Source organism: Pseudaquabacterium inlustre (assembly GCF_038066595.1).
GTDB classification, from domain to species: domain Bacteria; phylum Pseudomonadota; class Gammaproteobacteria; order Burkholderiales; family Burkholderiaceae_C; genus Pseudaquabacterium; species Pseudaquabacterium inlustre.
The window spans coordinates 624,993-638,602 of the sequence record NZ_JBBUTH010000001.1; the positions used below are offsets into that span (position 1 = coordinate 624,993).

The 13,610-nt window shown below is 65.5% G+C and carries 8 protein-coding genes; all 8 read left to right on the plus strand.

Annotated elements, in window-relative coordinates; genetic code table 11:
* Positions 1 to 8: 8 nt before the first annotated feature.
* The 8 genes from serC to AACH10_RS02835 all read left to right on the plus strand — a co-directional run bounded on the left by serC (position 9) and on the right by AACH10_RS02835 (position 13,320).
* The gene (gene serC / locus AACH10_RS02800; RefSeq protein WP_341408829.1) at positions 9 to 1,112 is read left to right on the plus strand and encodes a 3-phosphoserine/phosphohydroxythreonine transaminase; all 1,104 of its coding nucleotides are present in this window, start codon (positions 9 to 11) and stop codon (positions 1,110 to 1,112) included.
* Complete coding sequence (gene pheA, locus AACH10_RS02805) at positions 1,105 to 2,229, plus strand: prephenate dehydratase (protein WP_341408830.1); 1,125 nt, start codon at positions 1,105 to 1,107, stop codon at positions 2,227 to 2,229. Before serC ends, pheA begins: the two co-directional genes overlap by 8 nt.
* Before the next feature lie 19 nt (positions 2,230 to 2,248).
* A complete protein-coding gene (locus AACH10_RS02810) occupies positions 2,249 to 3,139 on the plus strand; it encodes a prephenate dehydrogenase (RefSeq protein ID WP_341408831.1) in 891 nt (296 codons plus the stop codon).
* Positions 3,140 to 3,192: 53 nt separating this feature from the next.
* On the plus strand, positions 3,193 to 5,259 hold the full coding sequence (locus AACH10_RS02815; protein ID WP_341408832.1) for a bifunctional 3-phosphoshikimate 1-carboxyvinyltransferase/cytidylate kinase: 2,067 nt from the start codon (positions 3,193 to 3,195) through the stop codon (positions 5,257 to 5,259).
* A 163-nt stretch (positions 5,260 to 5,422) separates the two neighbouring features.
* A complete protein-coding gene (gene rpsA, locus AACH10_RS02820; RefSeq protein WP_341408833.1) occupies positions 5,423 to 7,144 on the plus strand; it encodes a 30S ribosomal protein S1 in 1,722 nt (573 codons plus the stop codon).
* Between the two features lie 229 nt (positions 7,145 to 7,373).
* The gene (locus AACH10_RS02825; protein ID WP_341408834.1) at positions 7,374 to 7,706 is read left to right on the plus strand and encodes an integration host factor subunit beta; all 333 of its coding nucleotides are present in this window, start codon (positions 7,374 to 7,376) and stop codon (positions 7,704 to 7,706) included.
* A gap of 1,199 nt (positions 7,707 to 8,905) precedes the next feature.
* Complete coding sequence (locus AACH10_RS02830; protein ID WP_341408835.1) at positions 8,906 to 10,501, plus strand: Eco57I restriction-modification methylase domain-containing protein; 1,596 nt, start codon at positions 8,906 to 8,908, stop codon at positions 10,499 to 10,501.
* A 158-nt stretch (positions 10,502 to 10,659) separates the two neighbouring features.
* Complete coding sequence (locus AACH10_RS02835) at positions 10,660 to 13,320, plus strand: hypothetical protein (RefSeq protein ID WP_341408836.1); 2,661 nt, start codon at positions 10,660 to 10,662, stop codon at positions 13,318 to 13,320.
* The last annotated feature ends 290 nt before the right edge of the window (positions 13,321 to 13,610 follow it).

Here is a 13,610-nt window from a genome sequence, read left to right on the forward strand (position 1 = left end):
TTGCGCCGATGAGCACCACGCACCGCCCCTACAACTTCTCGGCCGGTCCGGCCGTGCTGCCGGAAGAGGTGCTGCGCGAAGCGGCCGCCGAGATGCTGGACTGGCATGGCTCGGGCATGGGCGTGATGGAGATGAGCCACCGCGGCAAGGAGTTCATCGCCATCCACGAGGCCGCCGAACGCGACCTGCGCGAGTTGCTGGCCGTGCCCGCCCACTTCCACATCCTGTTCATGCAGGGTGGTGGCCTGGGCGAGAACGCGATCGTGCCGCTGAACCTGTCGCGCGGTGGTGCGGTGGACGTGGTGGTCACCGGCGCCTGGTCGAAGAAGTCGGCCGGCGAGGCGCGCAAGTACGCCGACGTGGCCATTGCCGCCAGCAACGAGGCCGACGGCCACACCTCGCGCCCTGCCCCGAGCAGCTGGCAGTTGCGCCGCGGCGCCAGCTACGTGCACCTGTGCAGCAACGAGACCATCCACGGCGTGGAGTACGGCGAGTTGCCCGACCTGGCCGCGCTCGGCAGCGACGCGCCGCTGGTGGTCGACTGCTCCAGCCACATCCTGTCGCGCGGCATCGACTGGTCGCGCGTGGGCCTGGCCTTCGCCGGCGCGCAGAAGAACATCGGCCCGGCCGGGCTGACGCTGGTGTTCGTGCGCGAGGACCTGCTCGACCGCGCGCTGCCGATCTGCCCCAGCGCGTTCGAGTACAAGACCGTGGCCGCGCATGGCTCGATGTTCAACACCCCGCCCACCTACGGCATCTACATCGCCGGCCTGGTGTTCCAGTGGCTCAAGCGCCAGGGCGGTGTGGCCGAGATGTCGCGCCGTGCCGACGCCAAGGCGCAGCTGCTGTACGGCGCGCTGGACGGCAGCGGCGGCTTCTACGCCAACAAGGTGGCGCCCGAGGGCCGTTCGCGCATGAACGTGCCGTTCTTCCTGCGCGACGAGTCGCTCAACGACGCCTTCCTGGCCGGCGCCCGCGAGGCCGGCCTGCTGCAGCTCAAGGGCCACAAGAGCGTGGGCGGCATGCGCGCCTCGATCTACAACGCCATGCCGATCGAGGGCGTGCAAGCCCTGGTCGGCTACCTGAACGAATTTGCCCGCCGCCATGGCTGACGACACCTCTTCCGCCTCCCCTGCCCCCGCCGTGCGGCCCGAACTGCTGGCCCTGCGCGAGAAGATCGACGCCGTCGACCGCGAACTGCTGGCCCTGCTGAACCGCCGCGCCGGCCTGGCGCTGGAGGTGGGCGAGCTCAAGAAGAGCGAAGGCTCGGTGGTGTTCCGCCCCGAGCGCGAGGCCCAGGTCATCGACGGCCTGAAGAGCGTCAACCCTGGCCCGCTGAAGAACGACAACGTCGCGCCGATCTGGCGCGAGATCATGAGCGCCTGCCGTGCACTGGAGACGCCCACGCGCGTGGCCTACCTCGGCCCGGCCGGCACCTTCAGCGAAGAGGCGGCACTGGGCTTCTTCGGCAGTTCCATCGTCAAGGTGCCCTGCGCCAGCATGGACGAGGTGATGCGCACCACCACGGCCGGCGCCGCTGACTTCGGCGTCATGCCGGTCGAGAACTCCACCGAGGGCAGCGTGGCGCGCACGCTGGACCTGTTCCTGACCTCGCCGCTGTTCATCATCGGCGAGACCAGCCTGATCGTGCGCCACAACCTGCTGCGCAAGGACAACCGCATGGACGGCATCCAGGTGGTGGCCGCGCACCCGCAGGCCCTGGCCCAATGCCACGGCTGGCTCAGCCACCACCTGCCGGATGTCGAGCGCCGCCCGGTGTCCAGCAATGCCGAGGGCGCGCGCCTGGCCTCGCTGGACCCGTCGATCGCCGGCATTGCCAGCGCCCGTGCGGCGGCCGAGTTCGGCCTGCACATCGTGGCCCCGGCGATCCAGGACGACGCGCACAACCGCACCCGCTTCGCCATCGTCACGCACCCCGATCGCCATCCGGCACCCAAGGCCTCGGGGCACGACTGCACCAGCCTGGTGGTCAGCGTGCCCAACCAGCCCGGCGCCGTGCACGACCTGCTGGTGCCGCTGAAGGAGCATGGCGTGTCGATGACCCGCTTCGAGTCGCGTCCGGCGCGCTCGGGCCAGTGGGAGTACTACTTCTACATCGACCTGGACGGCCACCCCGACGAGCCGCGCATGGCCACCGCGCTGCGCGCGCTGCGCGAGGCCTGTGCCTTCTTCAAGATCCTGGGCGCCTACCCGGTGGACGTCCACTGAAGGCCGGGGCGCACTGACCATGTTCAACCAACTCGGCGTCATCGGCTGCGGCCTGATGGGCGGCTCGTTCGCGCTGGCGCTCAAGCGCGCCGGCCTGGTCAAGCGCGTGGTGGGCTACAGCAAGTCGCCCTCCACCACCGAACTGGCCAAGCGCCTGGGCGTGATCGACACCGCAGCCGAATCGGCGCTGCTGGCCATCTCGGGCTCGGACATCGTGCTGGTGGCCGTGCCGGTGGCTGCCACCGAGGTCACGTTCAAGTCCATCATGCACCTGGTGGAGCCGCATGTGCTGGTGATGGACGTGGGCTCGACCAAGCGCGACGTGGTCGACACCGCCCGCCGCGTGCTGAAGGACCGCATCGGCAGCTTCGTGCCCGCGCACCCCATCGCCGGCAGCGAGAACAGCGGCGTGCAGCATGCCGACGCCTCGCTGTACAACAACCGCCAGGTGATCCTGACGCCGCTGCCGCAGACGCGGCCGGAGCTGGTGCAGAAAGCCAGCGACGTGTGGAACGCCATCGGCGCCCAGGTGCTGCGCATGTCGCCCGAGAACCACGACGCCGCCTTCGCCGCCGTGAGCCACCTGCCGCACCTGCTGGCCTTCGCCTACTTCTCGGCCATCGTCAACCAGCCGGCGGGGCCGGAGTTCCTGTCGCTGGCCGGCCCCGGCTTCCGCGATTTCACGCGCATCGCCGCCAGTGATCCGTCGGTGTGGCGCGACATCCTGCTGGCCAACCGCGAAGAGGTGCTCAAGCAGAGCCAGCGCTTCCGCTACGCGCTGGAAATCATGGAGCGCGCCATGCTCAACGGCGACGCCCAGCTGCTGGAAGAGCGCATCCGCAACGCCTCCGAGCCGCGCAGCCACTGGCAGATCGGCGGCGCCAGCCGCGGCACCGGCAGCGGCGCCTGACCACGGCCTGCCCGGCGCCCGCCCGCCGCCCTTCCGACCACGCCGTCCCCCGAATGTTCGACATCCCCCACCTCGACCTGCCGCCGCTGCGCGGCGCCGCCGGCCGCGTGCGCCTGCCGGGCTCCAAGAGCATCTCCAACCGCGTGCTGCTGCTCGCCGGCCTGAGCGAGGGCACCACCGTCGTGCGCGACCTGCTGGCCAGCGACGACACACGGGTGATGCTGGACGCCCTGCGCACGCTGGGCTGCACGCTGGAGCACCGTGCCGATGGCGCGCTGGCGGTCACCGGCCTGGGCGGCCAGCTGGCCGTGCACGAGGTCGCACTGTTCCTGGGCAATGCCGGCACGGCGATGCGGCCGCTGGCCGCCGCGCTGGCCGTGCTGGCCGCGCTGCAGGGCGGCGCGTTCACGCTGTCGGGCGTGCCGCGCATGCACGAGCGCCCGATCGGCGATCTGGTGGATGCGCTGGTGGCGCTGGGCTGCGGCGTCGACTACCTCGGCAACCCCGGCTACCCGCCGCTGAAGCTGCATGGCCAGGCCGGCGGCGCGCTGCACACCGGGCGCGAGATCCCGGTGCGCGGCGATGTCTCCAGCCAGTTCCTCACCGCACTGCTGCTGGCCCTGCCGCTGGCCAGCCAGGCCGGCGCCATCACGCTGGCCGTGCAGGGCGAGCTGATCAGCAAGCCGTACGTCGAGATCACGCTGAACCTGCTGGCGCGCTTCGGCATCGCGGTGCAACGCGAGGGCTGGCAACGCTTCACCATCCCCGCCGGCAGCCGCTACCGCACGCCGGGCGAGCTGTACGTGGAAGCCGACGCCTCGTCGGCCTCGTACTTCATCGCGCTGGGCGCCATTGCGGCGGCGGACGAGCCCATCGTCATCGAAGGCGTCGGCCTCGATTCGATCCAGGGCGACATCCGCTTCATCGAGGCCGCCCAGGCCATGGGCGCCGACGTGCAGGGCGAGCCCGGCCGGCTGGTGGTGCGCCGCGGCGCCTGGCCGCTGCGCGCCATCACGCTGGACTGCAACCACATCCCCGACGCCGCGATGACGCTGGCGGTGATGGCGCTGTACGCCGAAGGCACCACGCGCCTGACCAACATCGCCAGCTGGCGCGTGAAGGAAACCGACCGCATCGCCGCCATGGCCTGCGAGCTGCGCAAGCTGGGCGCCACGGTGGTGGAAGAGGCCGACGCCATCAGCGTGACGCCACCCGCACCCGGCGCCTGGCGGCCGGCCGCCATCCACACCTACGACGACCACCGCATCGCGATGTGCTTCTCGCTGGCGGCGTTCCACACGCTGGTGGGCAATGGCGCACAGGTGGCGCCGCTGAACGTGCGCATCCTCGATCCGAAGTGCGTGGCCAAGACCTTCCCCGACTACTTCGAGGCGCTGTTCTCGGTGGCCCGTGCGCGCACCGGCGAGATCCCGGTGATCACCATCGACGGCCCCACCGCCTCGGGCAAGGGCACGCTGGCCGCCCAGGTGGCCGCGCGCCTGGGATGGCACCAGCTGGACTCGGGCCTGCTGTACCGCGCCACCGCGCTGGCCGCGCTGCGCCAGGGCGTGGCCGCCGACGACGAAGCCGCGCTGGCCCGCGTGGCCGCCGGCCTGAAGCTGCGCTTCGATGGCGAACGCGTGCTGCTGGCCGGCGCCGACGGCCAGGCCGACGACGTGGCGGCCGAGCTGCGCCAGGAGCATGTGGGCTCGATGGCGTCGCGCATCGCCGCCTTCGGTGCCGTGCGCGCCGCGCTCGAGGCGCTGCAACTGGGTTTTCGCGCCCTGCCCGGCCTGGTGGCCGACGGCCGCGACATGGGCACGGTGATCTTCCCGCAGGCCCCGCTGAAGCTGTTTCTGACGGCCAGCGCCGCCATGCGCGCCGAGCGGCGACATAAGCAATTGATTTCTAAGGGAATTTCTGCTAATCTCGCCGACCTTCGCGCGGATCTAGAGGCGCGTGACGAGCGCGACCGCAACCGCGCCGTCGCACCCTTGAAGCCCGCGCAGGACGCGCTGCTGCTCGACAACTCGGGCCTGAGCATCGAAGACTCGGTGCAACAGGTGCTGGCTTGGTGGGCCGAGCGCACGCAAAAGGGCGGGCCGTTCGGCCAGGCGTAAGCCGCACCGACCAGCCCCCCAAGAGGTCTGCCGGGCCTCCCTCCAGCGCCGTCAGGCGCGCCAGGTCCGGCAGTGTGTTCAACCCACCGCGGCATCCGTGCTGCATTCAACCCCGCCGGCTTTCCTCACCCACTTGGTTTCCGCCGGCACCAAGGAACTCCCCATGTCCCAATCCCTGGACCAGATCCCCGACAGCCCCTTCGCCGTCGACAGCTTTGCTGCCCTGTTCGAAGAGTCGCTGAAGAAGAGCGACATGCGCGCCGGCGAAGTCATTTCCGCCGAAGTGGTGCGCATCGACTACAACTACGTGGTCGTGAACGCGGGCCTCAAGAGCGAGGCCTACATTCCCATCGAGGAATTCAAGAACGATCAAGGCGAAGTCGAGACGCAAGTCGGTGACTTCGTCTCGGTGGCCATCGACGCCATCGAAAACGGCTACGGCGACACCATCCTGTCGCGCGACAAGGCCAAGCGCCTGGCCTCGTGGCTGAGCCTCGAGAACGCGCTGGACAGCGGCGAGTTCGTCAACGGCACCGTGTCGGGCAAGGTCAAGGGCGGTCTGACGGTCCTGGTCAACGGCATCCGCGCCTTCCTGCCTGGCTCGCTGATCGATACGCGTCCGGTCAAGGACCTGACGCCGTACGAAGGCAAGACCATGGAGTTCAAGGTCATCAAGCTCGACCGCAAGCGCAACAACGTTGTGCTGAGCCGTCGCGCGGTGATCGAGGCCTCGATGGGCGAAGAGCGCGCCAAGCTACTCGAGACGCTGACCGAAGGCGCCATCGTCCACGGCGTGGTCAAGAACATCACCGAGTACGGTGCGTTCGTGGACCTGGGCGGCATCGACGGCCTGCTGCACATCACCGACATGGCCTGGCGCCGTGTCCGTCACCCGAGCGAAGTGGTGACGGTGGGTCAGGAACTGACCGCCAAGGTGCTGAAGTTCGACGCCGAGAAGAACCGCGTCAGCCTGGGCATCAAGCAGCTGGGCGACGACCCCTGGCTGGGCGTGGCCCGTCGCTACCCCAGCGGCACCCGCCTGTTCGGCAAGGTCACGAACATCGCCGACTACGGCGCGTTCGTCGAGATCGAGCCGGGCATCGAAGGCCTGGTGCACGTCTCGGAAATGGACTGGACCAACAAGAACGTGGCCCCGTCCAAGGTGGTCTCGCTGGGCGACGAAGTCGAAGTCATGGTCCTCGAGATCGACGAAGACAAGCGCCGCATCAGCCTGGGCATGAAGCAGTGCAAGGCCAACCCCTGGGAAGAGTTCAGCTCGAACGTGCACCGTGGCGACAAGGTGCGCGGCCCGATCAAGTCGATCACCGACTTCGGCGTGTTCGTGGGCCTGGCCCAGGGCATCGACGGCCTGGTGCACCTGTCCGACCTGTCCTGGCACGAGCCGGGCGAGCAGGCCGTTCGCAACTACAAGAAGGGCCAGGAAGTCGACGCGATCGTGCTGGCCATCGACGTGGAGCGCGAGCGCATCAGCCTGGGCATCAAGCAGCTGGACGGTGACCCGTTCGCCAACTACACCTCGGTCAACGACCGTGGCTCGCTGGTCAACGGCAAGGTCAAGACCGTCGACCCGCGCGGCGCCGAGATCCAGCTGAACGACGACGTGACCGGCTACCTGCGTGCCTCGGAAATCAGCCGTGACCGCGTCGAAGACGCGCGCAACGTGCTGAAGGAAGGCGACGACGTGTCGGTGATGATCATCAACGTCGACCGCAAGGCCCGTTCGATCCAGCTGTCGATCAAGGCCAAGGACGCCGCCGACCAGCAAGAGCAGATGCAGCGCCTGGCGCAAAGCAACGAGCGCGAGAACGCTGGCACGACCAGCCTCGGCGCGCTGCTGCGTGCCAAGATGCAAGACCGGGAGTGACTGGAGCCCACGCCGTCTGACGGCGGCCCCCGAGGGGGCGAGTGGGGACGAAAGGCGGCACCTGCGTGCCGACTTTCGCCTCACGAGCCGCACCGGCATGCTTGCCGGTGCGTGGGCCCTCCGACCCAGTCCGCGCTCCCCTGACCGCCTGCGGCGGTCTGTCCCCTGCCGGGGACTGGGTGGGCGCGGCGTGTTTGGCGATGTTTGGCCTGGCTGTACCTTCTGATCGATGACCCGCAGTGACCTCGTGAACAAGCTGGCCGAGCGTTTCAGCCAGCTGACCCAGCGCGACACCGAGTTCGCGGTCAAGACCATCCTGGACGCGATGAGCGACGCCCTGGCGCGTGGCCACCGCATCGAGATCCGTGGTTTTGGCAGCTTCTCGATCAACCGCCGGCCGCCGCGGCTGGGGCGCAATCCCCGCAGCGGCGAAAAGGTCACGATCCCCGAGAAGCTGGTGCCGCACTTCAAGCCGGGCAAGGCCCTGCGCGAGGCGGTGGACCTGCAACAGCCGGTCACCGACGACGATGCGGCCGCCACACGGCGGCCCGCCTTCGACTGAGCGGCCGACCGGCGAGCACCGTCGCGTCCAACATCCCATGACGGGGCCCTGCGGGGCCCCGTTGTTCTTCTGGCGGGGTGTTATCGAGCTGATGACCAAAATCCTTGCAAATCAAGGACTTAGCAGAAATTTCTGGTGCCTCAGCGCGAAAATTAGAGGCGCGAGGCCGTAACCTGGCCCCAACCGCCTGCCGAGCAGTGCCTCCTAGTCTTCGGCGCTAGTCCTCGACAGCGTCCAGGTCGACGGCCGCTCGGGCTGGCCCGCTCCGCGACGAGCGATTCGAGTGGGTGAACCACAACGTCAACAGGCGGCCAGCAGGTCCGGCATCCTCGGCCGACGGTCGCGCCAATCAGACCCGCCAGGGCACCTCGTGTACCGGCTTATCTAGCCCCTCTGCAAACAATTTGCGACGTAGCTCATCAGCCTTGATGTCCCGCAACGTTACCGCGCTGGCGCGGCTGAATGCCTCGCCCTGCCCGCGAATTCGAACCTTCACGAGGCGTTCGACGCTCGGGTGTTCAACTGCTTCCGACAGGAACGCAGCTTCGTAGCCAAGCGGCCGCTTCGCCTGCAGTCGTTATGGAGGTCAGGCTAGGCGCTGTAGGTATGCTACAGGACACACCTCCGCTCCCAGGCTTCACCGATGTGTTTGACGATGCCGCCGGCGAACGTTGTTAAGAAACCCGTCAGCAGGTCCAAGACCTGCACGGCCGAGCGCCACTTTGAGTCCGCGGCAAGTCCTGTCCCCGATGGCAACGTCCGTACTTGCAACTAAGTACCCGCATAGCTGTCATCCTCCAAATTGGGGAGACGACCTTCGATTAGTCTCATGAGTCGAGGGGCGGAGCATCCCGGACATAGACCCTCTTAAGTCAAAGCGTAAAGCAGAATCGCCTTTACATTCTGCACAGGGGGGGCGCGCCCGAGGAATGCAGCGGTGGCCAGACGTAGGTCTACCGGTATAGGAGCGTTGGCTAGACAGAAACGCGTTAACAGAACAAGCGGCGTTCACGGTGGTACCTGCAGCCAAATTCAAGTTCCTTCATCGAGTACGGGACCTCGGCCACTTGGTAAGTGGCGAGGACCATGGGGCTGAGCACCTCGTGAAGGCTGTGCTATACCGCTGGCAGGTTCGCGATTTTGCGAACCTCGCAAAGCGAGTTCCTTGGGGAACATCCCATCTGGCCCACCTTCCGAAGGTGGACCAGTTCGCGGAATGGCTGGCAGCCCAAGAGACATTTAACGAGTCAGCCTACTGGCTCGCCACAGCATATGCAATCTGGGTTGGCGATGCGACGAGAACTGCTCGTTCGCTTTATTTCACGCCGCCGCGACTTGCTGACCGCGTCATCAAAAACTTGGTGACTCAAGGTGCATCGCTGACGCAGCATCACTGGCACGACCCAGCCTGCGGCGGCGCCGCGTTCCTCGTCCCAATTGCGCAGGGCATGGCCAAGGCCTGTCAGGAACTGGGGCTGAGCGCCCGCGCCACCCTCAAGAAAATTGAGGAAAGCCTTAGTGGAAGCGACCTCGATGAGACGCTGATTTATCTATCGCAGCAGTTCTTGCTCATGGCGCTCGCTCCGCTGATTGCAGCAGCAGGGCACCAACCTAAAGTATCCATCCGCTGCGCTGATGGTTTGACCGCTCGCGGCGTGAACGGGGCATACGACGTGGTGGCGTGCAATCCACCGTACCGAAAACTCAAGGCGACAGAGGTCGCCAGGTACGGCGGGCGGTACGCCACTGTCATTGAGGGGCAGCCGAACATCTACGGCCTCTTCATCGACAGAGCGCTAAGCATTGCCCGAAGGGGAGGATTAATTGGACTCCTGACCCCGACGAGCTTCCTATCCGGCACCAACTTCTCAAAGCTTCGGACAAAGCTGCTCTCGCATTCTGACGTCCTGCAGATTGACATGCTCAGCGACCGGACGTCCATGTTCATCGACGTCGAACAAGAGACCGCTATCACCACGCTCAGGTCAAGAGAGCCTTCAAGAGCAGTAGCCACCACAACCAGCGTTGCCGTGCTTGGAAACGATGGCGACTTCGCGACCGCCGGAACCTGCCTCCTGCCGAACTCGGGCCGGCCCTGGGCGATTCCTCGGTCACCCGAGGACGCTGCTCTACTGCTTGCCGCGGAACAGTGCGAGGCGAGGCTCCGCGACTATGGCTATGTTGCGCGGGTGGGCCACCTCGTGGCGTATCGAGACGAACGAGTGCGCCATGCCGCACGACCTCCCGCCAGCAAAGGCAAGGTCGTGTTTCCCTTAGTTTGGGCAACTGACATTTCACCTCAAGGGCAGTTCATTCACGGGCGAGAACAGCGACTAGCGAGGCCCGAGCTCTTCGTCGAAGTTGACGCTGTTTCCCAGCCCGGCGTGACGCGGCGCCCATCTGTGCTTCTCCAGCGGCTCACCTCAAGTGACCAGCGGCGTCGCTTGGTGGCTGCACCCGTGCCCGCGGATTGGCTAGCAGAGCACGGAGGATTCGTTAGCGAGAACCATGTGATTGTCCTGGAGCAAATAGCGGAGACACCGTGGTTGCCTCAAGTCTTCGCCCGCCTTCTTCAAACAGAGACAGTCGACCGCGTATTTCGCTCGATGTCTGGTGCAAGCAATGTCTCGCTCTTCGAACTGAATGAACTGCCGTTGCCCCGACCGGAGGCGCTAAACCCCCTGGACGCGCTTGAAGAGGCGTTCGACGCCGTCGTGGAGCGGGCGTATCTCGGGTATGGCTGCGACGTTTTGTCCAACGACTCTGTTGGTGTTTCTAGACATGGGCATCAATGACTTAGCGAATTGAAAGTATGCCCAGTCCGGACCGCCGTCTTCAGCAGCAAGAGGCTCTAGAGCGCAAGAAGGCGCTCGCTGCAAAGCTCTTCTCGGCTCGCGGCAAACCGCCGACGCCCAACACTCAACCCACGGAGGTTGCACCGGCGTCGCGTACCGTGAAGAACGCCCCCGCGAGCCCAGCGCCGGCTCAGAGCAATCCAACCGCTGAGCGGCCGCTGTGCGGCAGATTCACGCTTCGCCAGGCAGAAGACGAGCACCCAGTCCGAGCGGGTAAGGCTGTAGAAAGCTTGGCGGCGCGGCTGCTAGCCGCAGGCGAGTCAAAACGAACGGAGTTCGTATTGCTCTGGCCGGGGACGCTGCGCAGTCTCAGCCTCGTACATGCGCTCGCCACCATGTCCGCTTGGCACGAGGGAGACAAGCGAGGACGCAGGACGCTCGTCTACCCGGCAAAGGCGAACTTCCTCCAGGGCTTGAACCACCTACTGGTGGACCGAGTCGAGGTGGGCCGCCTTGCAGGGGCCTTGTACGAGCCACCTCGTGAAGTCAACAAGAACGTCAAGGTTTCCTTGCCTGACAAAGACGCCTTCATGACTTCGCTCAACAGCGTCAAAGAGCCGAATGGCGCACCCGTCCATCCGACAGTTGGCGAGCTTCTGCCGCACTTCTACTCCGACCTGGCTTTTGAGGCCTGGCGGCCGTGCGATGGAGACCTTCTACGGAACATCAAGGCGCGCCTCGGTGACAGGGACCACACCCGCTCACTGAACGACGGGGCAATCCGCAGACTCGCAGCGCCGGACGCCGCTCCTGACGCTCTGTTCGCGCTTGGATGGCGAACCTCGCCCACCGATGTTGAGCTAGCCCTTCGGAAGTTGAAGCGACTTGGTAGTCCAGACGCTGTGCTACTCGACCTCACCAGAGGAATGCGCCGAGGCAACCCGCGCTGGAAAGCGAATGCTGTCAGGTTTCTGGAAGCGCTGGACCAGGTCTGGCCGACTGAACCGCCCGGAGTTTGCATCGTCAGCGACGAACCGCATGTGCGAAGTCAGCTTCTTCAGGAGTTGAACAAGCGAAGCATGAAGGGGAGCGGGACTGCGGGCCGTCTACTCAAGATGGGCTTGCCTGTGGTGGGTGTTCCGTGCGCCACCACTCGTGACGGCATCCTGACGAACGGTGACGCTGAACATCTACAGCCTGACGCGCGCGGTCTCCGAGTAGCCTTCACCGACACCGAAGCGTCAGAGGTCATTGGACTCTTCGACCGCCTGCGTGGAGCACTGAAGCGGGAAGAGTGGCAACAGCCACTGGCCGAAGCTGCCGCGTACCTTCTAAGGCTGGCTTCTCTGCCGTCAAGCACTCGAGTGCTCTCGCAGTGGCTCGACCAAGCGGGGGTGCCAATGGCTGTCCGCGACGCCTATACGTGGCCCACCTATCGAGCGAAGCTGTCCCGCTTGGCAGGAGACCCCGAATTTCCTGAGCGCGGAAGGCTCGAGCGGCTGGTCGCCAGAGCAGACCGACTATGGGTGAACTACGAGAACGGGACACCCTTTGCCCGTCAGCTAGCGGACCTCATCGAAGAACATACACGCGGAACCGAACGATGCTGTGTTGTCTTCACTCGTCCGACCGCCAGGGTGCTCGCGGAGCGCTACTTCGAGACGTACGACGGCTACCCCGAAGGAGCCGGGTTTGAAGTCCTCGCAGATTGTGTTCGCTTCATTACGGCGAACACCCTTGCATCAGAGCTTGGCACCCGCGGGAAGGAAACCGTAGTCTTCGCCGGCCTAGACGAGGAGTCACTACGGTTGCTCGTCACTGACCCAAGGATTAGCGACCCCGCCTACGTTCTTCTTACGCGGCGGAATGCCGCCTATCTCAAGTCCACCCTGAAATCTGTTGCTTCCGGCCAGGACTTCTCCAGCCTGGCCTCGCGCACTCTGCCGCTGCTGGCGCAGCTACCGGACTTCCCCGACCTCGACGAGCGGGTGCTGCTTACCCGGGAGGACTTCGTCCTACCAACCTTCTCGTTTGAGCAAGCGCTGTCCGCGTCTATCGAGGCACACGAGGACCGCGACCCGACGGCGTGGGAGCTCGTATTGGACAGTGGCCAGATAGTTCGCCGTAGCCCCGCTGCGCACGTCTATGTGTACGACCCGCTTCTAAGTCATACGCAGACGCGTGGGTACAAGCGGTTGGATGTATCGGACCTTTCCGAGGGGATGCGGCTGTTCGTGATGTCCGGCGAGCTGCGCGAGTTGACTGAGACAGCGCTCAAGGAAGCGGGCGTTCCGATAAGCAATGACAAGAAGTTTGAAGAGGCGCTCCGGTCGTACCACCGCCGAATTCTCGCCGCCACCAGCAACCCAGAGCTTGGCGGAACTCTGACCGACAAGGCGAGAACTCTGCGACAGCGGATGCTTTCTCAGAAGGACAGTCCCAAGGCTCTCCCAGAAGAAGGAACTGTTCGAAGCTGGATTGACGTCGAGCGGCTGCTGAACGTGGACTTCGAGCACTCGAAGCCGCAAGCACCTCGGCATGAAGCCCACTTCCGGGCGTTCGCCCAAGCCTTAGGGCTCAGTGACATTGAGGCCATCTACTTCTGGAAGGCGGTGATTCGCCCCTTGCGCGGCGTGCGAAGAGCGGACGGACGCCGCGTTGGTGACGCCTACGCGGACATGTTGCTCGAGCCCGAGTCAATGGTTGTTCACCAGAGGCTCAAGCCCGCGGTTGTCAGCTCGCTGTTCTCCCGAGCGAAGGAGAACGTCTACGCAATTGAGGCCATCAAGAAGCCAGCGGAGGACCTTGCAAATGAATGAGGCAGTACTTCGGGCAGACCCAAGTGAAATCTCAACCACGTTGAAGGAGGCAGTGGTTGATGCCCTTGTCAACCTGACCTTTTCTCGCATCAGTGGGCATGGTCCGGATGGGCGAGTCATCTACGGAGCGAAGCCACGGGCGCTACTCAACTCCGCCTTTCTTCTGCCGCGTCCTCCACTCGCGCAGTCCGGTGACGAGGTGACCCAACCGATTCAGATTTGCACCCACGGTTTGGACCTTCAGATTCGGCGTGGTATCGGCGGAGAGGTGCGCGTTCAACCGCGTCTTC